The sequence below is a fragment of the Cytobacillus sp. IB215316 genome (assembly GCF_033963865.1).
Lineage (GTDB): Bacteria > Bacillota > Bacilli > Bacillales > SM2101 > Nanhaiella > Nanhaiella sioensis.
The window spans coordinates 66,339-90,409 of the sequence record NZ_JAXBMC010000005.1 but is presented as its reverse complement, the minus strand read 5'-3'; the positions used below and the strand labels follow the sequence as shown (position 1 = coordinate 90,409).

The following is a 24,071-nucleotide window of genomic DNA, read 5'->3' as shown; positions in this document are numbered from 1 at the left end:
TACTAATAATATGAATATTATGAGGACCGTCATTTTAATTTGAGTGCAGCAAAAAAGGAACATTTATTCGTTCCATAAAAAAAGACTTTGGATAAAAGTTTTAAAATACTTTTATCCAAAGTCTTTTTTGCTATAGGCTGTTGTATTACAAACGAGTACAGCCAAATTTTATTAAACCACCAACAATATGAAAGAATGGTATGAATGAGGGTAATAATGAGTTTTTTTAAGTAAGGGGTCTTTCAAACATTTGGATTTGAAATTATCGATGAACTAGATTTCCTACTCTTCTATGGAAATGGATATGTATGATATGAAATAGAGGCACCCTCATACGCTAATGAGGGTGCCTTTATTCTAATACGTCTCACTATCATTTTTCTTGATGATTACGTTACTTGAAGAGTATCTTTATCATTTTTTTTACTAAAGTTTCTTTTCTTCATCCATTGATACAAATATATCGAAATAATTAGGGTAACTATCCCTAAAGCATGGCCTGCAATAACATCGGTAGGGTAATGCGCTGACAGTATAATGCGACTTAGACCGATTAAAAATATAAGAATACTTCCAAAGATGCCAACGAATAACTTTGCTTTGAATGATGTTACATTCACTACAATTAAATAAGTTGCAAGTCCATATGCTAACAAACCAGTCATTGCATGACCGCTCGGAAAACTGTAGCCTAATGCATCGATCGCAGGATCGATCAAAGGTCGTTCCCTTTGATAAAAATCTTTAAGCACTTTATTAAACTCATTCTGCAAAATAACCATCGTTATGAGTAAAATAATACCTTTGAAATCCCGATATCTCCATATTAACCATACTAACATTATAACTAGCATCGTGATGACACCAGGCTTATTTCCAAGCCAAGTGATATCCTTAAATAATTGGTATACAAATGACTGTGACTCTAGAACAAAGATATCTCTAATCACTGTATCAAAGGCTACTTTGCCAGACTGTTGTATGACCTCAGCAATAATAAGAAAAATGGCGACCGAGATCAAACATAAAGCAATAAATCCAATATGATAAAGGACAGGTCGTTTTGCTGTCTCTGTAGGTTGTCTATTAATCTCCATATTTATTTATCTACTCCTTTTTGACGTAATAAATGAATAGCTTTATTCGGGTAATCCGTCATTATTCCATCAGCACCTTGTTCAAGTAAATATTCTACCATGTCTAAATCATTAATTGTCCAGTATTGGACAGCAATATTTCTTTCATGTGCTGCATCAATTAATTTTTTCGTAGTAAGATCAAAAATACTTGAGTGAGTAGGTAGTTGTAGAGCTTGTTCTTTTAACGGAATAATATTTCCTAAAAATAGCTTTTGGAAAATGACATATTTTTTCGTAGTAGCACTTGCAGTACTTATAGCAACTTCTCCATTAGTAATATCGTAAAAATAATTTGCTATTTCGTCAAAGAAAGATCCTATAATTACTTTATCTTCCATTCCATATTGAAAAATAATATCAGCAAATTCATCTGCTAACTTCTTATCATTTTCTTTAATTTCTATAACCATAGGCAAATGACTATACGATTCGAACACTTCGGTTAGAGTTGGAACCGTAACGCCCTTACCTCTATAAGGAAATGAGCCATCTGGACCTACAAAATGATAGCCAGCGTCAAACGATTTCAATTCTTCAACAGAATATTCAGATACTTTACCCTCTCCATTAGTTGTTCGATCAATTGTTTCATCATGCATTACTACTACTTGTCCATCTTTTGATAGTCTCACATCAAATTCTAACATATCTACTCCGAGTGAATCAGACAGTTTGAATGCCTCTAATGTGTTTTCAGGAGCTATTCCAGCTCCTCCACGGTGAGCGATCACATCTGGCTTTCCACCTACACGCAGAAGAGTGTTACTTTCATTTTTCTTAACAGGAATGATTTGGACAATCAAAAAGAACAAAATAATTAAAGCTAGTACAATTAATAACATATTTCTTACAAACCTTCCTCTCGTTTTCCTCTTCTCAGTTACAATTTCCAAACATATTTCCCCCTTGTTTTTCTATATAAATATAGCTCAATCACAACAACAATAAGAATATTTTACACTGTTAATATTAATTTTATATTATTTAATTATATATTTATATAAAATCATGTTAATTCTTATAAAAAATGTAAGCGCTTAAAGTCATTGACTATTAACGAACTATAAAAAGATGTGGTATCTTTTCTTCTGTTCTGTAAAACGATGACAGCCTCATATAAGTTCATCCTGCTACGCTTCTTTAGCCCAGTTTTTATAGTGTAGAGAAGCGCTCCACAATTTTTCTATAATAAAATATTATATCAGATGAAGTAAGTACTTCACCTGACACTTTTCACCATCTCTGAATAAGAAATCACTTAATTTTGAAACATTTATGCTTTCTAACGTTTCTTAGTTATTTTCGCTCCTCTATATAAGCAATTCTTTCTAGTATAGTTGGATGACCATACCTAAATATTTTCACAATAAATGGAGGATTCACTTGACTAAGTCCCGCACGTGACAATTCTTGAAAAGTTTGAATAGCAGCTTCATTGTCCTTAGTCATATCAATCGCGTATACATCTGCTGTATGCTCCTGATATCTAGAAACAACGTTTTCCAATGGGCTTGCTAAAAATGTAAGCATAGAAAATACAAGTAACAACAAAGGAAGTGAATGTAGCTCGCTTAAATCACGAATATGTAGAATATCCTTCCACCTATGAATACAAAAATGTAAAATTTTACTAGTTAAATATAAGCCAATAAGAGAGAGAATTAAATAACCCGCTATCCCAAAATAAATATGCTTTTTCACATAATGACCCATTTCATGAGCCATGATAAATAAAATCTCTTGTTCGTTAAGCCTATTTAATGTAGTATCCCATAACACAATTCTTGAGTTATTCCCAATTCCAGTAACATAAGCATTCAAGGCATTTGTTTTTTCGGACATATTAACCTCAAATACGTGATCAGCAGGGATATTCGCTTGTTCTGCCATTTGTAAAATTTCTGCTTCAAGCTCTTTATTTTTTAGTTCGTAAAAATCGTTATAAAGCGGATCAATAATCACTGGTTGAACAAACATTAAAAATAAGGAAAATGGAATTGACAAGACCCACGCATAAAACCACCATCGCTTCTTTGCTTTAGTAATGAGAAAAAATAAAGCATAGGCGATCATGACTAAAAATCCAAAATCAAGCCAGAAATCAATTAATCGGTCTTTTAACCACCCTGATGTAGATTGAGTAGAAATATTGTACATTTTAGAAAAGGTGAAGCTAATCCAACTAAGTGGTAGTGTTAAAACCCCAACAAAAATAGATAACCAAAATACATAAATTGGAATTTGTGCAATTTTTCTTTTTGAAGTTATTTGCGCCCAAGTATTGAATTTGTATGATATTCCTAACACTAGTACAAATAAATAGATAATCCATTCGAATGGTAAGGAGAGAAAAAATAACAAATTTCTTATTTGTGAATACTCTTCACTCAACATAAGCTCACGTTCATTTAAGAACGTAGAAGGATCCGCTCCTGAACCCCTATACTGTATCGGAATTGATGTATCAGCCCAATAAAAAATATACATAGCTATAAATAGACCAAATAGCACATACGAAATTAACGTCCAACCTACAATTTTTCTCATGAATGTTAGATTCTCCCCCTTGTACTAAGTATAGCTTGCCTCCTTACTAATTGTAAGAAAAATCAGATAAAATTAGTACAAAAATTAGCGATAATTTTTTTGTCATACAAAATTCATGGATATAGACACATGAATATGCAATGTTCATGTATGATTAGTATGTATAGAATCGACTTAATTTATATTGTCAAATTCGAATGGCGTATTGGAGTGAAATCATGAAGAAGCTTTACATTACATTTGTCACCTTATTAGTACTCGGTATTTCATCAGGAGTATTCTACTTTTCAGTTTATAAACAATCAGGAATGGAATTTCCGGAAGACGTTGCCATGGAAACAGCTTACGGAGAGCCATTTGTATTTACTGAAATGGAACCAAAGGTACGTCTACTAGAATTTATTTACACAAATTGCCCAGATATTTGTCCAGTAACAACTTATAAAATGAAGCAACTGCGTGAAGAGTTTGAACAAGAAGGCGTCTTTGGGAATAAAGTCGAATTCATAACTATTACAATTGATCCCGCTTACGATACAAAAGAAGTGTTGCAGGAATATGGCAAAGCATTTGAATTAAAGCAAGGTGGCCCATGGTACCTTCTTCGTGGAAGTGAGGAAGATACAAAAAAAGTTGCAGAAGCGTTTGAATTCTTATATAGAGATCCTGGTGATGGACAATTTATTCATTCAGCCTATACATATTTGTTAGACGATGAAAATAACATCATTGAGATTTTTGGTATGGGAGAAGGCTTTGACAAAGAGCGTGTATTCAAAAGAATAATGCGAACTATTAATTAAGGCATGCCTTCAGTGCTTGTGGGAGATATCAGAACATCTCTCCTAGTTGTTTCTTTGTACGCATACAACAAACCATGCAAAAACAGACTATATGTAAAACCGGTGGAGAGTTAATTCCCCACCGGTTTTTATGTTAATCAAGTCTGCTATATAACGCTTATTTTACAACAAAACCGATCGATCACTTGTAAACCCTGAACCACGAATGCGCTGAAACTCTTCTAATAATTGCTCTACAGTCAATTTCTTTTTCTCTACTCCGCTAGCTTCAAAAATAATTTGACCTTTATCCATCATAATTAAGCGGTTGCCCAAGTCTAGAGCTTGTTGCATATTATGGGTGACCATCAAAGTCGTTAGCTTATTTTTTTCTACAATTTCTTTAGTTAAATTTGTGATTAATTCTGCCCTAGCAGGATCTAATGCTGCTGTATGTTCGTCTAATAACAATATTTTTGGATCCGTGAATGAAGCCATTAATAAAGACAATGCTTGACGTTCACCACCTGATAATAAGCCTACTTTTGCATTTAAGCGATCTTCTAGCCCCAAGTGAAGTGTCTCAAGCTGTTCTTTAAAAAACACCTTACGCTTTTTTGTTACACCCTTGTGTAAAGTTCTTCTTTTTGTTCTCGAAAAAGCCATTGCCAAATTCTCTTCAATCGTCATCGTCGGCGCAGTACCTGCCATTGGATCTTGAAATACTCTGCCGATATATTGAGCTCGCTTATGTTCTGGTAGATTCGTTACTTGTTGCCCATCAATAATAACCTCACCTATGTCGGGGTAAATCCTACCTGACACAACATTCATAAGCGTTGATTTCCCTGCGCCATTACTTCCTATGACCGTCACGAAATCTCCTTTATTTAATGATAACGTTATGTGATCTAATGCAATTTTTTCATCAAGCGTTCCTTCGTTAAAAACTTTGAAGATATGGTTAAAATCAAGCATCTATATCACCTCTTTATTCGCTAGTTGCTTGTGATCATTTACGAATGCTTGTAATCGCTGCTTTTTGCGTTTTTTGTCTTTACGTGATTCAAATATTTTAGGAATAATTAATGCACAGACAACTATGACTGCAGTAATTAACTTCAAATCACCTGGTTCTAAAAATTCTACACGCAAAGCAATACTTACAACAATGCGGTAAATAATTGCACCACCGATCACGGCAAATGTCGTTCGCATAATCGATTTCGTACCAAATATTGCTTCACCAATAATAACTGAGGCCAAGCCAATAATAATGATACCTATTCCCATTCCGACATCACTAAAGCCATTATATTGTGCAATAACTGCACCAGAAAAAGCGACAAGGGCATTGGATAATCCTAGTCCAACTACTGTTAAAGCATTCGTATTTGCTGAAAAGCTACGAATCATATTTTTATTGTCACCAGTGGCGCGTAGTGCAAGTCCAATCTCCGTTTGAAGAAAGCGATCTAAAATAAGTTTAATGGCAAATGTAATTATAATCATGAAAATAACAATTGCCCAAGTTTTTGGTATATACCCTGAATACCCTATTGCTCTCAACACATTGACTACACCTGTATCAAACCCTAAATTCTTCCAAAAATCTGTTAAAATTGTAACCACTGTTGTTTCATTTAACATTGGTATATTTGATCTTCCCATTATACGAAGATTAATAGAATATAATGCAATCATCATTAAAATCCCTGATAACAGCGGATTTATTTTTCCTTTCGTATGAAGCAAACCAGTGATACAACCAGCAATAAATCCCGCTAGTAAAGAAGCGATTGTAGCTATAAAAGGATTGATACCATTTACTATTAGAATTGCGGCTACGGCTGCTCCAGTTACAAAACTCCCATCAACGGTTAAGTCTGGAAAGTCTAAAATTCGAAATGATAAGTATACACCTAATGCCATAATTGCATAAATAATACCTGACTCAAATGCTCCGAATATTGCTGTAGGCATAGTATTTTCACCCTTCCAGTTAAAAAATATATTTTTTCAATAAGTTGTTATGAAAAGCGCAAGTGCCTGGTCATTCCCGACAAGTACTGAAGCCTGCGTTTTGCATGAAGGCCTTTTTTGCATTTTGATAAAATGCCGAATTGTCCTCGAGGTGATAGGCGCTGGAACTGTTCATCGATCATTATTATACAAAGAATGAGTTCTCTCAAAAATATTATACTTGCTTACCTTTCAAACAGAAAAATATGTTCCTTTCTTCTATATATAAGAAAGGAACACAATAGTAATCTATTCACTACTCTTCATTTAAATATTCAGCGATATCATCCCACTCGCTATTTATATCGATACCCATATTTTCAGCTGCTTTTTTGTTAATCTGTAATTTTAAGTTTTGTGGATACTGTACTGGTAGTTCTGAAGTTGTTTTTTCTCCTGTTAATATTTGTGCTGCCATCTCACCGGCTTCATAGCCAATATCAAAGTAGTCAAAACCGTAAGCAGCAAATCCACCATTTTCAACCGAATCAAGTTCACCAACAAACAATGGAATATCATTTTCTTCTGATACCATGATGACTGATTCTAACGCACTAACAACAGTGTTATCTGTAATAATGTATATCACATCAACATTTCCAATGAGAGATTCAGTCGCTTGCTTTACCTCAGCAGATGTTGACACAGATGCTGAGACAATTTCAAGATCTGTTCCTTTCATTGCTTCTTCCACTAGTTTAACTTGTGCATTGGAATTTTGTTCTCCAGAGTTGTATACCATCCCTACACGTTTACCTTCAAAATATTGGTCGATAAATTCAACTGTATTTGGTACTGCATTTGGATGTGTATCAGTTGTACCCGTTATATTCGTACCAGGCTTATCCATTGCTTCTACTAGCTCAGCACCAACCGGATCAGTCACAGACGTAAATACGATTGGAATTTCACTCGTTTCATTTAACACACCTTGAGCACTTGGAGTTGAGTTAGCAAAAATTAAGTCTACATTGTCTCCTACTAACTTCTCGGCTATTAAATTACTCGTATTAGGGTCACCTTGAGCAATTTGAACGTCATATTCAACCTCTAATCCCTTATCTGCTAATGCTTGCTTAAATCCATCAAACGCAGCATCTAATGAGTCATGCTCTACAATTTGTGTCACACCTATTTTATATGTTTCTCCAGCATCCCCTGTATTGGATCCACCGCTTTCGTCAGTGCCACAGCCACTCAAAATTAATACTGAAGCAAGAGTACTGCCGAGTATACCTTTCAAACTTTTTTTCATCTTTTAAAAACCCCCTTGTAAACTATTATTCTATGTTTTATTTGTTTCTTTTACACTTTTACGCTTTTATGCTTTTATGCTTCGGTGCTTTTATGCATTAAATTATACATGAATAATATAAAACATCAAGATTTTTTTTCATAATACGCAATAACTGTTCCATTTGAACAAAGAACACCGTCTATAAATGTCACACTAAATAATATATGAATATTATTAATTATCAAAAAATATTACTCATTATTTTCCGTGAAATTTAGGAGGTCGCTTCTCGGAAAATGCATGTAGAGCTTCCAATCGATCTTCGGTCGGAATTGTTACTTCATATGCTTTTCTTTCAATTTCCAGACCTGTTTGTATATCAGTATTCATCCCCTGCTTTATAGCAAATTTTGCTTGTTGTAAAGCAACAGGGCCATTTTTTAGCATTTCATTAGCAAATTGTACACTTTCGGCTATTAAATGATCTTTAGGTACAACTTTAGTAACTAAACCATACGTTAAAGCCTGTGCAGAATTTAATCTCTTAGCTGTCAAAATTAATTCTAGAGCTTTTTCTGTTCCTATTATTCGAGGTAGACGTTGTGTACCGCCAGCACCTGGTATAATAGCTAAACTCGTTTCAGTTAAGCCTAATTGTGTACCTTCAACAACGAAACGAAAATCACAAGAAAGAGCTAACTCGAGCCCACCACCAAATGCATAACCATTTATTGCAGCTATTGTCGGCTGAGGGAGTTTATCAATGTTTGTGAATAATTGACCGATTTTAGTTAAATTTCTTTTTACTTCTATGTCAGATAATGTTCTTCTCTCTTTTAAGTCTGCCCCTACTGAAAATGCCTTATCTCCTGTCCCAGTAAAAATAACAACTCTAATATCGCTACTAGCATGTATTTCTTCAATCTTTTTCTCTAGACTACATAGCAAATCGTAATTAAAGCAATTAAGAGCATCAGGACGATTTAATGTAACAGTTGCAATATGATTTTCAACATGCAATTTTACGACACTAATAAGATCACCTACTTCATTTTTTTTCATAGTTATTGTTCTAATTCTAAGTGAAATGAATAAATTCCTTTTTTTAAAGAAAAATCATTCAGAAAATTTTGTTTTTTATAGATTTATGCGCTGTTTGACAAAATATAAACACGTATACATCTAGCATTGGTGGCATCTTTTCTACATTTAAAATGATTAAGTTCTTATACAACTCATCGTAGTGTCCATTATTAGTAATGCTGTTTTCATGTTGTTTTTTCGTATTAAGAAATAAACAAGTAGTCAACTAGCATTCGTGGTACCTTTTCTTTCATACGACGATGCCCAACATATAAAACCACTTGTTATCGTACTAATTTGATAACAATAGCAACAGAGTTTAAGAAAAGAGCTTTGACAAACTATTTATATGTATAAATGTCATGAAATTGTGATACTTTTCACATTGATAGCAAAGAATTTTAGCAGTATAATTATGGTATACCGAACGTTCGATACGTTATCATTCAAATTTTTTCATGACATTATTTTATATTAAAAATTAAATAACGTAGAGGATGAGATGATTATGAATATTACCATTTGGCCACACGTAATTACTATGCCTATTTACTTTATTGTTTTAATATTCATCGTCGCTTTTTTCAGAAAACACTATAAACTAGCAGCTTATTTTTGGATTGCATCTCTATTTACATTCCCATTATGGATTCTAGGTGGAGTTGAAGGATGGTTTCGCTGGGCGAAAATATTAAGTGTCATCTTACCAACCATCATCGTTGGCTTTTCGCGTATAGCCGTTTACGAAAATAAAAAAGGTAAAATATGGAATTTTCTAAAATCAGAGCAATTTCTATGGTTTTTCTACGCCATCTTGTTTTTAAATATTATGGAAGCAACGATAAAAGATGCTACTATGGGTAATTATTTTAATGCAGCAACCGGGTTTCTCTTATGTGTCACCATACCATTCGCTCCAAAGTTTTGGAAGATTACTACTGAAAAACATGGAGATCTTATAGCTTATACGACTGCTTCTTGGAACTTTCTCTATACAACATGGAACGCTTGCTTCGTCTATGCTGAGAGTCCTGTCTATTTTGCGAGTTCATTAACTATTTTACTTGCAGCAGAGCTATACCCATTGATGAAAGGACGTCCAGAATTATATATTACTGCTCGAGTATATACACTAGCTGCACACCTGCTCTTAAGAGCAAGTTTTGATATATTCCCTATGACGATGGATTCCTCTTCTTGGTATAATCCAGAAGTATTAAAAACATGGGGCATGATTAACTTCATCTTAATCGTTCCATATGTCTTTTGGCATATGTGGCAATTACAAACTGGAAAAGCCGAAAAAAGCTTTAGACGTCAGCGTGCGGCGTAATTCCCCATCTCTATTTGAATTTTTTGAAAGCGCTTTACAAATAAAAGGTCAGACCCTAGCTAAACTGGGGCTCTGACCTTCATGCTGTTGATCTATTTGTATATGTTGCAATTAGCCTATATCTTATGTTGCTACAATTATAAGCTTGTTGTTGCTTGCTGTTTTAAAGCACGTCTTAATATTTTTCCTGTTGTGTTTTTTGGTAACTCTTCTATAAACTCTATTGAGGTAGGGATTTTATATTTTGCTAGATGCTCTATACAATAATCAAGGACTTCTTTCTCAGTAAGTTGGTTGTTTGTTGTTACTACAAAGCTTTTTACTGCCTCACCAAAGTTCGGGTCTGGAACACCAATGACCGCAGCCTCGATAATATCTGGATGATTATATAGAACCTCTTCTACTTCTCGTGGATATACATTATATCCACCTACTAGTACCATGTCTTTTTTTCTATCTACAATATAAAAATACCCCTCTTCATCCATACGTGCCAAATCACCAGTGTATAACCAGCCATCCATAATCGTATGAGCAGTTTCTTCAGGCATTTTATAATAGCCTTTCATCACATTTGGCCCACGAACAATAAGCTCACCTACTTGTCCAGGTGGAACTTCCTCACCCATTTCGTCAACTACCTTATTTTCTATATTAAAAATACTTGTACCAATAGAGCCTGGTTTTCTTGGACGATCTAGCGGATTAAAGGCAGTAACTGGCGAAGCTTCGGACAAACCGTAACCCTCTGAAACGATAACATTAAACTTTTGTTCAAAACCTTTTAACAGTGCTACTGGCATTGATGCACCACCAGAAATACAAAGACGTAAAGATGCTAAATCTTCTTTATTTCCCTCTGGATGTTGTAATAAAAAGTTATACATTGTTGGGACACCTGCAAAAACTGTCGCTTCATATGTCTTTGCAACACGAAATACTTCTTCTGGACTAAACTTTGGTAATATTATCAACGTTCCGCCATTCATAAGTGGCGCATTCAGTGCAACAGTTAGGCAAAACACATGAAACATCGGTAATGTTGTAATTACACGGTCAGTATCACTTAATTTTAAATATTGTGCTACATCTATCGCATTACTATACAAATTTTTATGAGTCAGCATTGCCCCTTTTGGTTTCCCAGTTGTTCCTGATGTATAAAGGATAACCGCTACATCATCTTCAGCTAATGTTGGACCTTCATAAGTAAAGCTTCCTAATGAGATTATCTTTGAAAACGATTTCATTTTTTCAGATGTAACAATTGCAGATAAATCAACACCCGCCTCTTTCCCTTGTGGTGTTTCACAATAAATGATATGCTCGACACCTTTCATGATAGGAAGCATAGGTTCTACTTGTGGAAGTAAAACATCAAAGGTAATAATCGCTTTAACATCCCCATTATTAACGATATAACTAATTTCATCGGCAGTATAAATAGGATTAATAGGTATAATAGTTGCTCCTACCTTCAATGCACCGTAAAGCGAAATTACAAAGTAAGGTGAATTACCTAATAAAAGTGCAATGTGATCCCCTTTGCCAATACCTAGTTTGTCTAACCCACTAGCAAACGCATTCACAGCACTATCTAGATCAGCATATGTGCTAGCTTTATCTTGAAAAATATAAGCTGGTTTTGCTGGGTATTTCTGTGCAGATTCTGACAAGCGCGAAGTTAAATTCAAAATACTCCCTCCCTATTATAATGAATGAGTAACCATTCATTTTTTCGGCATATTAATATACACTTCTATTATATTGAAATAATCTAGTTTACTCAAGGAACGAAATAAAAAATTTCTGAAATTTATTTCATTTCATTATTTTTAACTATTTCAACCCCAAACATAGCCAGTCTTTGCAAGAGTTACATTACCTTGATATAGTTTTTCAGCTTCCCTAATTAATTGTTCATGCTCACCAAAGTGGGGAAGATGTGTTAGTAAAAGTTCCTTGACTTTTGCTTTATTTGCGATATAACCAGCTTCTTCACTAGTCATGTGTCCAGCGTTCGTTCCATTTTGATTTGCATATAAATTGCTTTCACAAATAAATAAATCAGCTTGTTGAGCAAATGAAATAAATTTCTTATCAAAACTAGAGTCAGCAGTATAAACTATTGATTGATCACCTGCTTGTATTCTCATTGCATAACACATTACCGGATGAACTGTTTGAATAAAGGTAATGGAAAAAGGTCCAATGTTTATTTTTTTTTCAGGGTTATATGCAATTCCTCTTGAAATATTTTTATATGATAGCCTATCAAACTCTATTTGATCATGTGAATGTCCATAAATCGGTAGTTCCTTCAGTTCTTTCCCCATAAAACGGTGAATTAACAAAGCGTATTGTAGAGGGCCAATGTCTGCAATATGATCATGATGATAGTGAGAAAGTAAAACAGCATCTAGTTGGTCAATTTGAATAAATTTTTGAAGTTGTGATAGAACCGCACTTCCGCAATCAACTAATAATGAAAAACCTTCATGCTCAATTAAGTAACCTGACGTTGCTTCTCCTGCGGCAGGATATCCACCCCAATATCCAATTACTGTCATCTTCATCTTCATTCTTCCTTTCAAAATACTCCTATTTCATTTCATTGTACCCTTTTACACCTAAATATTACACTGGCTTACTTGAACCTGCTAGAACCTAACCGTTCTTCGTTAAATATCGTGGATACACCTAAGAGCCATTTATGATGAATGTATGCGATCAGTTTTGCCTATTTACAAGCTTTGTTACAAAACAGTTATTGACTAAACAAAACTGTTATAATACAATGTATACATAACATAATTCGGAGGGGATACGAAATGATTGAGAAAAGTAGTGACTTCTTCAAAAACTTACCACCAAAAAAATGTACTGATTGTAATAAAGAAATAGATGAACAACATGAATGCTATGGTAACATCTGTAACGATTGTCTTCATGTTAAATAATAAAATTTATAAATAATAGCCTGCTGATAACCAATCAGCAGGCTTTGTTCTATGCTCTAATATTTTTTCTTTATTTCAGGAATCAGTTGAATAGACTCTCCACTTGAAATTCCAAGATTTGTTCATTATGATTGTGCAGCATTTGCTCCATATTTACGCTTAAACTGCATTACAAAATATAATAGCGTTCCTAATGACATCAATACAATGAACATTAAGAGGATTGTTGCATTTTGCCACATAAATCCATAATTACCGCTTGATATTACTGCCTTCAACCCTGAAACTGTATAGGTCATTGGTAATAATGTATTAAACGGTTGTAATACATCTGGAATTACTTCTAACGGGAACGTTCCGGCACTAGTTGTTAATTGCAAAATTAAAATAACTATTGCTAAGAAGCGTCCTGGATCATTAAAGCAAGTCACTAAAAACTGAATCAATGTGATAAAGGTGACACTAGTTAGAATGCTAAACAAGATAAATAATGGGACACTTTTCACTTCAAGACCTAAGCCATATAATAGCACTGCATCGGCTATTAGCGCTTGAATTATACCAACTATAACCAGTACTCCAAATTTACTAATAAACCAACTAAACGGATTTTTTGGGGCTGCGACCGTTTCACGTAAAGGAAATACAATCGACAAGAGCAATGCCCCCACAAACAACCCTAAACTTAAGAAGTATGGCGCAAACCCTGTTCCATAGTTTGGTACTTCATTCATTTTCTTTTCTTCGACTGTAACTGGGTCTGCGAACATATTATACATATCATCGTTACCTGATATTTCCGATGTCTCTGTGGAGGCATCAGTTAATTTCGTAGAAAGTTCATTCGTTCCGTCAGAAAGCTCTCCAAACCCATCAATTAATTCTATAGATCCATCTGCTAATTGACTAGCTCCATCTTCTAGCGCCAAAGAGCCAGTTGCTAATTCATCTATACCAGCTGATAATTTATTACTACCGTCTAGTAAATTGCCAGTACCTACTTGTGCCTCTGTAATCTTTTCTCCGAATAATTGAAGCCCTCCTACAAGTTGATCTTGACCATCTAACAGTTTAGTAGCACCATCAACTAGTAGCTGTTGCCCTTCAGCCAACTCGATTATTCCAGTTTGTAACGCAAGTTGTCCTTGATGAAGCTTATTCATTTCTGTTGAAAGTACTGTTGCACCACCATTGATTTCGTCAGCAGCAACCGTTAACTGTTCTAATCCACCATTTACTTCTTTACTTCCATCTATTAAGCTCGCCATTGTTACTTTAAGTTGTTCCTTTTGTTCTTCAGGTAACGAATCCAACATTGGTTGAATAACTTCATTTAGTTGTTCAATACCGTTTGACAACTCGGTTGACCCAGCTGCAGTTTGTTCTGCTGCTTGCTTCCATTGTTCTATTGATCCAATTAACTGTTGGGTCCCTTCATTTAACTGTAAGGATCCATCTGTTAATTGAGGAATAGAAGACTGAGCTGTTTCCACTCCCTGTAGTGATTGTTGCAAACCATTTGACAATTGTTCTGTACCAGTTTGAGCTTCAAAAGCTCCAGCTAACAATTCTTCCTGGCCTGTCTTCATTTCCTCAAATCCATCTTTTAAAGCTGTTACGCCATCAACTAATTCTTTTGAACCATTATTTGATGCTTGTAACCCTTCCTTAAATGTAATTGTATTGCTTGCTAGCCTTGCTAAATTTTCTTGCAACGTAATTGCACCATCGTTTAGCTCGGTAACTCCATCATCAATCTTACTTGCACCATCACTAGCCTCTGTTAAACCATCTGCTAATTCATCAACATTGTCAAATAAGCTTTCTGCGAATGTTGCACTAATTTCATTCGCTAGCTCAGCTTTAATTTTTTCAATTGCAGATTCTCCAATTTGTCCAGCAAGAAAGTTATAACTTTCATTCGGTATATATTTAAGCTCTAGTTTGGTAGGGTTATCTTCTAACAATGTTGTAGCACGCTCAGAAAAATCTGCTGGAATTTCAACCATCATATAATAATCTAGATTGTCTAACCCTTCTTGAGCTACATTTTTATCGACAAAATCCCATCCAAAACCTTCATTATCTTTTAATTGATCTACTAGATCATCTCCTATGTGCAGTTCTTCATCATTATACTCTGTTCCAGTATCTTGATTTACAACTGCTACAGGTAAGCGATCCATTTGATCGTATGGATCCCAGAAAGCCCATAAAAACATCCCACTATATAACAGCGGAATAAACATTAACACAATGATTGGAACAATGAGTTTCTTGTTCGTTACCATCGCTTTTAGTTCTTGAATTAACAATGATATTCCTCTCATAGTATCCCCCTAGTAACATTTGACTGTTTTGTTCATTTAGTCAATAATGGTGAAAAATTTAAGGATCATCTAATTGATAATCCCTCTAAGAAATAGAGCTCGAATAAGTGTAATATTTGTTCCTTACCTAAAGGTTCGTGATTTTTTTCCCAATCAAAAATTAATGCAATATACAATTTCAAAAAAATAAATGCAGTCATTTCTGGATCACAATTTCTCATTTCTTTTTTATCTATTGCAACGATGATTTTCTGTTTAATAAATCCAATAATAGCATCTTCAAGTTTAACCATAGCTTCTTGAACAGCAGGTGTACCAATCTGATTTTCCTCTTCAATTAACTTGATCATCAGTTGATGTCTCTTTCTAAATTCTAATATTTTGTATAAAGCTCTGTGCGCATTCTCGTAGAAACGTAATGTTGGATCAATTGCTTCTTCTGCAGCCTCTTTCATTTCGGCAATTAATGAAGATGTTATTTCGTCAAATAACTCTTCTTTATTTTTAAAGAATGTATATATCGTACCTTTCCCAACGTTAGCGAGCTTTGCGACTTGATCCATTGTTGTTGCTTTATACCCAAACAGAGAAAAAGATTTTGTCGCTGCTTCTATTATTAGTTGTTTTCGATCTTTAGCCACTACTACACCTCATTCCACAACTGACCAAATGGACATTTTAGTCATTTAGTATGAAAATACTATAACACAAGGCCAAAACCTTGATCAATACTTTTGGTATCAATTTTATAAAAACAGTTTTTTCTAAAAACTGCAAACGTATTCACACCTTCAGTCTGTAGATGTATGAAAGTTCCTTTTCGTATCGGCTTAAATTCGTAGCAATCATTCAATATAAATACCGATTTATTCCAATTGTTTATACGTTATGCTTAAGGCAAGGCTCATTTCATTACTATTTAAGGCATTAGGCAAGTTGTTCATTATATCCAGTTCACATTCGCTTTCAAAAAGTCGAGATAGATATAACAAACCATTGTTAACTACATGTAGTATGCTTCGTACGGAAACCACCATTTGTACGAAAACAGTCTAATGTAAATAAAGGAGGAATACAGATGAACATGAATCATTATTTACAAAGAATAGGTATACACTCCCTCACCGGTGAAAAAGAACAAGACTTGAGAAGCTTACAACGACAACACCTATACACAGTTCCATTTGAAAATTTAGATGTCATAAACAGCGTACCCATAAAGCTTAATTTAACTAATATCTATCATAAAATCGTGAATAATGAACGAGGTGGCTTTTGTTATGAATTAAATGGCTTATTTAATTGGCTACTAGAGAAGCTCGACTACAAAGTAACGATGATTTCAGCAACAATATCGACTGGGAAAAATCAGTGGTATAAAGCAAATAGCCATTTAACGAATTTAGTAACTATTAATGAACGCGATTATTTGGTAGATGTGGGCTGCGGGGATACAGTCCGTTCACCAATACTATTAACCGGAGAAATTGTTGAGGATATTAGTGGAAAGTACCGCATACAAGCTGTTGACGATATATTTTTTGATTTACAAAAGCACATGAATAATGAATGGAATACACAATTCCGCTTTAGCAAAACACCAAGAGAATATGACTTCTTTAATGAGATATGTCATTGGAATCAAACTAATCCACAATCTAAATTCACACAGCAGACAATCGTTACAATTGCAACCCCTAATGGCCGAGTAACGGTAACTGATGAGCACATCATTATAACTAATGATGATCAGAAGTCAAAACAAGCTTACTCAACAAGCGAATTTAACACGATCTTAAATTACTATTTTGATATTAATTGATAGGACACCTTTGATCTTTATTATCGACCTTAGGGGGAATTGATTATGAACGATAAACCTGCTGTACCTATTTTAGCTGGAGTAATAGGTGCTGTATTGGGTGGCCTTAGTTTTTTATTTTTAAAAAATGTCGTAAGCATGACTACTCCATTAAATATTTTATCGATAAGATTTACGATTGCTTTTCTAGTAATCGCACTCCTTGTTTTAAGCAAAGCTGTAAAAATTCAATATTACAATAAACCAATACTTCCTCTTATTTTATTTTCAACCATCCATCCAGTACTCGCATTTTTGTTGCAAACGTATGGCATGAAGTATACAACTTCAAGTGAAGCGGGAGTTATAACAGCACTTGTTCCTATTATCGTCATGATATTAGCTTCTGTGTTATTGAAGGAACGAACTAACATTACGCAAAAAACTTCTATTTTGCTATCTGTCGGTGGAGTAACATACATTACTTTAATGAAAGGACTTGAAACTGATGGAAATCTTGTTGGTATCACACTCATCGTTTTATCCGCCCTTTCAATGGCACTATACACAGTATTAATCAGAGAAATTGCTAAACAATTCACAGCTATGGAAATCACCTTTGCGATGATGGGTATTGGTATGGTTATTTTTAATATCCTCCTATTTTTGTCACCTGAAAGGATAGATTACTCCATGTTATTAAATACAAGCTTTTTGTTTTCAATTTTGTATCTAGCTATAATATCTTCTCTACTTGGAGCTATGTTAAAAAACTACGCTTATGCTCGAATGAAAGCCTCTCAAGCAGGTGTATTTATGAATCTAGCTACTATTGTAAGTATTATTGCAGGCGTATTTATTTTGAATGAACCATTTTACAGCTACCACCTGATAGGTTCAATACTGATAATCTTAGGGGTTGTTGGTGTTCATCTACAAAGAGTTAATCTCAAAAGGTTTTTTTAAAATAAAAAAAGACAAAAGAAAAGTGAAAAGCTCAATACCTAATCGGTAATAAGCAACTTGAACATCGGTGAATCGAGTATGTAGCTACTTCGTCTGTTTAGGCTCTTTTCATAAACTTTGTTGCTATTATTTCTAAAATGGACAGTTTGATGAGTTTTAGGAGAATTCAATAATTATAAAAGTAGAAAAGATGCCACGAACGCTAGATATATACGTGCTTAACCTTAGAACGAAAAGCAACAACCAATGCGAAAACAGCCTTTGTTTAACACCTATAGAATCGAGGATGTATATAAAAAAAGAGGCTAACTATAATGATATGCTCCCCTTAAGGTAGACAGATTAAAAAATAAAATCTGATTACCTTAAGGGGGCTTTTTTATGTCCAATAAATTTTTCTCTATTGAATTTAAACATGAAGTGGTGAGGGCATATAACAACGAAAACTTCACTCTAAAAGAGCTAACAACAATGTACCAAATTCCTAAAAATACTATTTATAAATGGGTAGAGCGATTTGAGAAAAGTGGAATTGATGGATTAATTGACTCTAAAACATGGAAAAACTACTCCAAAGAATTAAAGGAAGCTGCAGTTAAAGATTATTTGTCAGGGGAATACTCTCAACGTGAGGTTGTTCGTAAATATGAAATTTCAAGTTGTTCCGTCCTTGAGAAATGGGTTTACAAGTATAATAGTCATAGTGAATTAAAAGATACGAAACAAGGAAGGACAAGGACTATGACTAACAGAAGAGATACGACTTGGGAAGAACGGATACAAATTGTAATGGACTGTTTAGGGAATGGCAAAGATTATCAAACAACAGCTGAGACCTACAAGGTCTCTTATCAACAGGTGTACCAATGGGTTAAGAAGTATGAAAATGGTGGAGATGAAGGACTTAAAGATAAACGTGGAAAAAAGAAAGAAGAAGTAAAGCTAACTCCAGAAGAGAAGATTAAACTCCAGATGAAAAAGCTAGAAAGAGAAAATGAGCGCTTACGTGCGGAAAATTTATTCTTAAAAAAGTTAGAGGAAATCGAAAGGAGGCGAAAGTAAGCTGCATTCGATATGAAGACAAGTATATTGCCATTCAGGAACTTAATGAAAGCAAAGACCTGAGTATTCTATTGCTTTGTGAAGTGGCAGGTATAACAAGAGGTGCTTACTATAAGTGGCTAAAACGGAAGCCTTCGGCACAAGAACTTCAGAACGAAGAGATTATTAAAGAAATGATGGTTCTACATAAGAAGGTCGATGGGATATATGGATATCGTCGAATGACGTTAAATATCAATCGGAAATTTGAAGAGAACTTTAATTACAAACGTATTTATAGACTAATGAAGGTAGCCTGCATACAGTCTGTCATTCGAAGAAAGAAAAATTCTTATAAGAGCTCTACTCCTCAACATGTCGCAGAAAATGTGTTAAATCGCGAATTCACGGCAGAAAAACCGAATGAAAAATGGGTAACGGACGTAACGGAATTTAAATATGGAGTATCAAAGAAAGCTTATTTAAGTGCTATTCTCGATCTATATGATGGCTCAATTATTAGTTATGTTTTAGGGAATTCGAATAATAACCTTCTTGTGTTTAATACTCTTGACCGAGCGATAGACCAACTGAACGGGGATTATCCACTAATACATAGTGACCGAGGATTTCAGTACACATCTAAAGGGTTTAAACGAAAAATAGATGCCGCTAAGATGACACAAAGTATGTCGCGAGTAGGTCGATGCATTGATAATGGACCGATGGAATCTTTTTGGGGAGCACTAAAATGTGAGAAGTATTATTTAAATAAATATGAGAACTTTGAAGAATTATCTCAAGCCATAGAAGACTATATACATTTTTATAATTACGATAGGTACCAAAAACGATTAAATGGCCTTAGCCCTATGGAATATAGAGCTAAAGCCGCTTAAGTGACTTTTTATTATTTCCGCTGTCTACTAGACAGGGGGCAGTTCATAATTAGTTAACCTCTACTAGTTCTTTTGAATGCGTTTGGATATATTCTAAAACTTTCTTAACTGCCTCTTCTCCTTGATCTATACAATCTGGGATACCTAAGCCTTCGAACGAGCTTCCTGCTAAAAATACGCCGGGTAATTCCTTCTCCATTACTTCCTTCACATTCTCCACTCGTTCTTTATGCCCAACAGTGTATTGAGGCATTGATTTTTTCCATCGAGTTATAATAGAAAACTCTGGATCGCTAGTAATATTCATTGTTTTATTTAAGTCTTCCAAAACAACCTTTATGATCTCGTCATCCGTTTGATCAACAATTGCTTCATCTCCAGCTCTACCTACATAGCACCGTAACAGGATTTTTCCTTTTGGTGTTGTATGTGGCCATTTCTTATGTGTCCAAGTACATGCAGTGATGGTATAATCACTATTTCTTGAAACAACAAACCCTGTACCATCTATGTCTTTGTTGATTGCCGACTGCGGAAATGCAAGTGCAACTGTAGCAACTGAAGTTGATGGCATATTCTTAAATTGGTCAAAAAACGAATAATCAGCAAGAATGTTTTGGGTAATTTCATGTGGTGTTGTAAGAACAACCGTATCAGCTATTATTTGCTCACCATTACTTAAATGAACGATATATTCATCATTTACCTTTTCTAACTTGATCACACTTGTGTTCTTTAATACTGAACCAGTATCTAACTTCTCCTCAACTGCTTCAACTAATGATTGTAAACCAGTTGAAACAGTTAAGAACATTCCTTTTGCTTTACCCTTTTCAGCATTTTTCGCTTTTCGCGGTGTCATACTCTTCATTCCGACTATTAAACTACCATGCTTTTGTTCAACTTGATAAAATTGCGGAAAAGTTGATAATAAGCTCAGTTTGTCGATATCACCTGCATATATACCTGACAGTAATGGCTCTATTAAATTTTCTACAACTTCATCACCTAAACGTCTGCGGAAAAACTGTCCTAATGATTGATCACCAACTACTTTTGATTTAGGTAATACAAAATCAGCTGCTGCTCTAATTTTACCGAATGGCGAAAACAGCCCTGTTGTAACAAATGGAGCAATTTGTGTAGGAATTCCCATAATGGAGCCGCCTGGCATCGGGTGTAAGTTCCCTTTTACTTGTACAAAAGATTGTCCGGTAGAATTATTTACTAGTTTATCCCCTAGTCCCACCTCTGTTGCAAGTCTTGATGCACTTCTCTTTCTTTCTAAAAAAGAATCTGGTCCCTTCTCAACAACAAAGCCATCTCGTTCGGCTGTTTGAATCTTTCCTCCCAGATGATTGGAGGATTCTATTAACGTACATGCTAAAGAAATCCCTTTCTCTCTTGCTTCCTTTTGCAAGTAATATGCTGTTGTTACTCCAGTGATACCACCACCAATTACGACAGTCCTTCTCTTCACATTACTCACTTGCACATCGCCTTCTTTATTATAGTTTTTTATTATCTAATTCTTTTAACACAACTGAAGCCATTGCATCTATGAAATCTGAGTTCGTATTTGGCATTTCAGGACGGTAGTATGTTGCATTCAATTCATCAGTAACCATTTTACATTCAATGTCATTATCATATAATACTTCCAAATGATCGGAGACAAACCCAACAGGTATATATACGAATGTCTTATACCCTTGTTCTTTATACAGCTGTCTAGTTAAATCTTGTACGTCTGGTCCTAACCACGGTTCAGGCGTATTACCAGCACTCTGCCAGCCGATTACATAGTCAGAAATCTCCGCATTCGTTGAAATTAAATCAGCTGTTTGCTGTAATTGCTGCAAGTAAGGGTCACCATTAGCAAGGATTTTTTCAGGTAAACTATGAGCTGATACTATAAGTACAGCATTATTCCGTTGCTCATCAGACATTTTATGATAAGTTTCTGTCACCTTTTCCACCCAATAATTGACAAATTTAGGCTCATCATACCAACTTTCAATTGCATGAATGTTTGGTCCACCTAGTTTATCAGCAGCTTCCTTAGCCCTACCATTATAAGATTTAACACTGAAAGTTGAAAAGTGCGGCGCTAAAACAATGCTAACTGCTTCTTCAATTCCGTCGTCTTTCATTTGTTTCACAGCATCTTCAACAAATGGCTCAATATGCTTTAAGCCAAGATAAGGTTTAAATTCTATCTCCTGCTGAATATCATTTAAATGTGAAGCAAGCTTAGCTGCTTGTTCTTGGGTAATTTTAGCGAGTGGAGAAATTCCACCAATTGCTTGATATCGTTCTCTAAGATCCTCAAGCATATCTATAGTTGGTTTTCTTCCACGTCGGATATGAGTATAATATCTTTCTATATCTTCCTCATTGTATGGTGTCCCATAGGCCATAACGAGCAAACCCATTTGTTTCTTCATAATTTTATTGCCCCCTTTTAATCTCTAAGCCAATATACCCCTTCTACATCTTTGTTACTTGTTTAATGAATAATCATGGATAAATGCAGTAAGACGTTTTAAAGTTTCGGGTTGAACTTCCGGAAATACCCCATGACCGAGATTAAAAATATAACCAGGTAACTCCATACCTTGATCTAATATTGCTTTAGTTCGTTCTTCAATGACATCCCACGGTGCGAGTAAAATTGCTGGGTCAAGGTTTCCTTGTACTGGTTTATGAATACCTATAGACCTAGCTTCTTTTATCGGAAGTCGCCAATCTAAACCTACAACATTTAACGGTAAATCATGCCATTCTTTAGCTAAATGGCTTGCACCAACACCAAACATAATTAATGGAACTTGCTCTTCACTTAGTTCTGAAAAAATTCGATTCATTATTGGTTTAATAAAATAACGATAATCTGCAACATTTAATGCTCCAACCCATGAATCAAATATTTGTATCGCACTAGCACCTGCATTAATTTGTGATTTTACATATGTAATAACCATGTCTCCTAACTTGTCCATTAAAGCAAACCAAGCAGTTGGTTCTGCATACATAAAGGCTTTCGTCTTATTGTAATTTTTCGACGGACCTCCCTCAATCATATAGCTAGCAAGTGTAAATGGTGCTCCCGAAAAACTAATTAGTGGTACATTTAATTGTTCTGTAGTCAATAATTTAATTGTATCAAGAACATATGGTACATCAGCTTCCGGATTTATTTTCCCTAGATTTTCAACATCGTTTAATGAACGTATCGGATTCGATATAACTGGTCCAATACCTGATTTAATTTCTACGTCAACCCCCATTGCCGGAAGAGGGGTCATAATATCTTTATATAAAATTGCTGCATCAACATTATATTGCTCAACTGGAAGTCTCGTCACATAAGCACAAAGTTCTGGTTGATGAGTAATGTCAAAAAGCGAGTATTTTTCTTTTATCTTTCTGTATTCTGGTTGTGAGCGCCCTGCTTGACGCATGTACCAAACAGGCACGTAATCTGTCTTTTCACCTCTACATGCCTTCAAAAACGTATCATTTATAATTGTGTTGTTTGCCATAAAGCCCATCCTTTCATTATTCCACCTAAATATCATATAAGAACTCTTATTTCCAATCAAATGATACATATTATTATACAAAACAATACACTGATAGTAGTATGTATATCTTGTGAACGTTTTCTTTTATTCAATATGAAGACTTGGCTGTAGCCAAGTCTATCGTTTTATTTATACAAGCCCTCATCATAAATTTTGTTATCATATTAACTTAAAAAGGACACCTAGGCGTAGTATGAATGTAATTTCTCTCCTTTTTTTAGAAGGAAAGATCCTCAAAATCTTATTGATTGGATTTCTTACTACGCAAAATATAACAAAGAATGCGAAAATATCGTTGTACAAAAACACTATTAACTATAACTGTTTATACTATACTTGTATAT

Annotated in this window: 20 protein-coding genes; 6 read left to right on the top strand and 14 right to left on the bottom strand. The window is 34.7% G+C overall.

Features of this window, described 5'->3' with window-relative positions:
• Window positions 1-389 precede the first annotated feature (389 nt).
• The 3 genes from SLH48_RS10675 to SLH48_RS10665 all read right to left on the bottom strand — a co-directional run bounded on the left by SLH48_RS10675 (window position 390) and on the right by SLH48_RS10665 (window position 3,686).
• Window positions 390-1,097 carry a phosphatase PAP2 family protein gene (locus SLH48_RS10675; protein WP_320258138.1) on the bottom strand — a complete coding sequence of 236 codons (708 nt, stop codon included), beginning with the start codon at window positions 1,095-1,097 and terminating at the stop codon, window positions 390-392.
• 2 nt (window positions 1,098-1,099) lie between these two features.
• Entirely contained in the window at window positions 1,100-2,032 is a 933-nt protein-coding gene (locus SLH48_RS10670) for a glycerophosphodiester phosphodiesterase (protein ID WP_320258137.1), read from the bottom strand.
• A 403-nt stretch (window positions 2,033-2,435) separates the two neighbouring features.
• Window positions 2,436-3,686 carry a M48 family metallopeptidase gene (locus SLH48_RS10665; protein WP_320258136.1) on the bottom strand — a complete coding sequence of 417 codons (1,251 nt, stop codon included), beginning with the start codon at window positions 3,684-3,686 and terminating at the stop codon, window positions 2,436-2,438.
• 218 nt (window positions 3,687-3,904) lie between these two features.
• On the opposite strand from SLH48_RS10665, the gene SLH48_RS10660 reads away from it, so the two are divergent.
• Window positions 3,905-4,489, top strand: coding sequence for an SCO family protein (locus SLH48_RS10660; protein ID WP_320258135.1), 585 nt, complete (start codon window positions 3,905-3,907; stop codon window positions 4,487-4,489).
• 162 nt (window positions 4,490-4,651) lie between these two features.
• On the opposite strand, the gene SLH48_RS10655 is transcribed toward SLH48_RS10660, so the two are convergent.
• The 4 genes from SLH48_RS10655 to SLH48_RS10640 all read right to left on the bottom strand — a co-directional run bounded on the left by SLH48_RS10655 (window position 4,652) and on the right by SLH48_RS10640 (window position 8,762).
• On the bottom strand, window positions 4,652-5,446 hold the full coding sequence (locus tag SLH48_RS10655; protein WP_214482427.1) for an ABC transporter ATP-binding protein: 795 nt from the start codon (window positions 5,444-5,446) through the stop codon (window positions 4,652-4,654).
• Window positions 5,447-6,451, bottom strand: coding sequence for an ABC transporter permease subunit (locus SLH48_RS10650; protein WP_320258134.1), 1,005 nt, complete (start codon window positions 6,449-6,451; stop codon window positions 5,447-5,449). It abuts the gene before it with no gap.
• 295 nt (window positions 6,452-6,746) lie between these two features.
• Window positions 6,747-7,745, bottom strand: coding sequence for an ABC transporter substrate-binding protein (locus SLH48_RS10645; protein WP_320258133.1), 999 nt, complete (start codon window positions 7,743-7,745; stop codon window positions 6,747-6,749).
• A gap of 240 nt (window positions 7,746-7,985) precedes the next feature.
• Window positions 7,986-8,762 carry an enoyl-CoA hydratase-related protein gene (locus tag SLH48_RS10640; protein ID WP_413785410.1) on the bottom strand — a complete coding sequence of 259 codons (777 nt, stop codon included), beginning with the start codon at window positions 8,760-8,762 and terminating at the stop codon, window positions 7,986-7,988.
• 556 nt (window positions 8,763-9,318) lie between these two features.
• On the opposite strand from SLH48_RS10640, the gene SLH48_RS10635 reads away from it, so the two are divergent.
• Window positions 9,319-10,143, top strand: a complete 825-nt coding sequence (locus SLH48_RS10635) for a hypothetical protein (protein WP_320258131.1) — start codon at window positions 9,319-9,321, stop codon at window positions 10,141-10,143.
• Window positions 10,144-10,280: 137 nt separating this feature from the next.
• Here SLH48_RS10635 and SLH48_RS10630 read toward each other — a convergent pair whose 3' ends face one another.
• Both SLH48_RS10630 and SLH48_RS10625 read right to left on the bottom strand, forming a co-directional pair.
• Window positions 10,281-11,837 carry a fatty acid--CoA ligase family protein gene (locus SLH48_RS10630; RefSeq protein WP_320258130.1) on the bottom strand — a complete coding sequence of 519 codons (1,557 nt, stop codon included), beginning with the start codon at window positions 11,835-11,837 and terminating at the stop codon, window positions 10,281-10,283.
• Window positions 11,838-11,987: 150 nt separating this feature from the next.
• Window positions 11,988-12,719: an MBL fold metallo-hydrolase gene (locus SLH48_RS10625; RefSeq protein WP_320258129.1), complete on the bottom strand. Its 732-nt coding sequence runs from the start codon at window positions 12,717-12,719 to the stop codon at window positions 11,988-11,990.
• A gap of 255 nt (window positions 12,720-12,974) precedes the next feature.
• Here SLH48_RS10625 and yhfH point away from each other — a divergent pair, with 255 nt between their 5' ends.
• Entirely contained in the window at window positions 12,975-13,103 is a 129-nt protein-coding gene (yhfH, locus tag SLH48_RS10620; protein WP_214482421.1) for a protein YhfH, read from the top strand.
• A gap of 125 nt (window positions 13,104-13,228) precedes the next feature.
• Here yhfH and SLH48_RS10615 read toward each other — a convergent pair whose 3' ends face one another.
• Together SLH48_RS10615 and SLH48_RS10610 are read right to left on the bottom strand one after the other, a co-directional pair.
• Window positions 13,229-15,433, bottom strand: coding sequence for a YhgE/Pip domain-containing protein (locus tag SLH48_RS10615; RefSeq protein ID WP_320258128.1), 2,205 nt, complete (start codon window positions 15,431-15,433; stop codon window positions 13,229-13,231).
• 65 nt (window positions 15,434-15,498) lie between these two features.
• Window positions 15,499-16,074, bottom strand: coding sequence for a helix-turn-helix domain-containing protein (locus SLH48_RS10610; RefSeq protein WP_320258127.1), 576 nt, complete (start codon window positions 16,072-16,074; stop codon window positions 15,499-15,501).
• A 437-nt stretch (window positions 16,075-16,511) separates the two neighbouring features.
• Between SLH48_RS10610 and SLH48_RS10605 the strand changes: the two genes are divergently transcribed.
• The 3 genes from SLH48_RS10605 (at window position 16,512) to SLH48_RS10595 (ending at window position 20,140) form a co-directional block, all read left to right on the top strand.
• Window positions 16,512-17,255: an arylamine N-acetyltransferase family protein gene (locus SLH48_RS10605; protein ID WP_320258126.1), complete on the top strand. Its 744-nt coding sequence runs from the start codon at window positions 16,512-16,514 to the stop codon at window positions 17,253-17,255.
• Window positions 17,256-17,300: 45 nt separating this feature from the next.
• Window positions 17,301-18,200 (top strand): DMT family transporter, encoded by a 900-nt coding sequence (locus tag SLH48_RS10600; RefSeq protein WP_320258125.1) that lies wholly within the window; start codon window positions 17,301-17,303, stop codon window positions 18,198-18,200.
• A 381-nt stretch (window positions 18,201-18,581) separates the two neighbouring features.
• A protein-coding gene (locus SLH48_RS10595; RefSeq protein WP_320258124.1) for an IS3 family transposase occupies window positions 18,582-20,140 on the top strand; the annotation gives its coding sequence in 2 pieces (ribosomal slippage) (window positions 18,582-19,224 and window positions 19,224-20,140; 1,560 coding nt in all).
• A gap of 49 nt (window positions 20,141-20,189) precedes the next feature.
• Here the strand turns inward: SLH48_RS10595 and hemY are convergent.
• From hemY to hemE, 3 genes are read right to left on the bottom strand one after another with little or no spacing between them, the layout of a single operon-like run.
• Window positions 20,190-21,620 (bottom strand): protoporphyrinogen oxidase, encoded by a 1,431-nt coding sequence (hemY, locus tag SLH48_RS10590; RefSeq protein ID WP_320258255.1) that lies wholly within the window; start codon window positions 21,618-21,620, stop codon window positions 20,190-20,192.
• Between the two features lie 28 nt (window positions 21,621-21,648).
• A complete protein-coding gene (gene hemH, locus SLH48_RS10585; protein WP_320258254.1) occupies window positions 21,649-22,590 on the bottom strand; it encodes a ferrochelatase in 942 nt (313 codons plus the stop codon).
• A 51-nt stretch (window positions 22,591-22,641) separates the two neighbouring features.
• Window positions 22,642-23,685 carry a uroporphyrinogen decarboxylase gene (hemE, locus tag SLH48_RS10580; protein ID WP_214482416.1) on the bottom strand — a complete coding sequence of 348 codons (1,044 nt, stop codon included), beginning with the start codon at window positions 23,683-23,685 and terminating at the stop codon, window positions 22,642-22,644.
• Between the last annotated feature and the right edge of the window lie 386 nt (window positions 23,686-24,071).

Excerpts from the sequence above, each read along its gene's own strand:
- SLH48_RS10675 (WP_320258138.1), bottom strand. The coding sequence starts at position 1,097 with ATGGAGATTAATAGACAACCTACAGAGACAGCAAAACGACCTGTCCTT.
- SLH48_RS10665 (WP_320258136.1), bottom strand. The coding sequence starts at position 3,686 with ATGAGAAAAATTGTAGGTTGGACGTTAATTTCGTATGTGCTATTTGGT.
- SLH48_RS10660 (WP_320258135.1), top strand. The coding sequence starts at position 3,905 with ATGAAGAAGCTTTACATTACATTTGTCACCTTATTAGTACTCGGTATT.
- SLH48_RS10655 (WP_214482427.1), bottom strand. The coding sequence starts at position 5,446 with ATGCTTGATTTTAACCATATCTTCAAAGTTTTTAACGAAGGAACGCTT.
- SLH48_RS10650 (WP_320258134.1), bottom strand. The coding sequence starts at position 6,451 with ATGCCTACAGCAATATTCGGAGCATTTGAGTCAGGTATTATTTATGCA.
- SLH48_RS10645 (WP_320258133.1), bottom strand. The coding sequence starts at position 7,745 with ATGAAAAAAAGTTTGAAAGGTATACTCGGCAGTACTCTTGCTTCAGTA.
- SLH48_RS10635 (WP_320258131.1), top strand. The coding sequence starts at position 9,319 with ATGAATATTACCATTTGGCCACACGTAATTACTATGCCTATTTACTTT.
- SLH48_RS10625 (WP_320258129.1), bottom strand. The coding sequence starts at position 12,719 with ATGAAGATGACAGTAATTGGATATTGGGGTGGATATCCTGCCGCAGGA.
- yhfH (WP_214482421.1), top strand. The coding sequence starts at position 12,975 with ATGATTGAGAAAAGTAGTGACTTCTTCAAAAACTTACCACCAAAAAAA.
- SLH48_RS10615 (WP_320258128.1), bottom strand. The coding sequence starts at position 15,433 with ATGAGAGGAATATCATTGTTAATTCAAGAACTAAAAGCGATGGTAACG.
- SLH48_RS10605 (WP_320258126.1), top strand. The coding sequence starts at position 16,512 with ATGAACATGAATCATTATTTACAAAGAATAGGTATACACTCCCTCACC.
- SLH48_RS10600 (WP_320258125.1), top strand. The coding sequence starts at position 17,301 with ATGAACGATAAACCTGCTGTACCTATTTTAGCTGGAGTAATAGGTGCT.
- hemE (WP_214482416.1), bottom strand. The coding sequence starts at position 23,685 with ATGGCAAACAACACAATTATAAATGATACGTTTTTGAAGGCATGTAGA.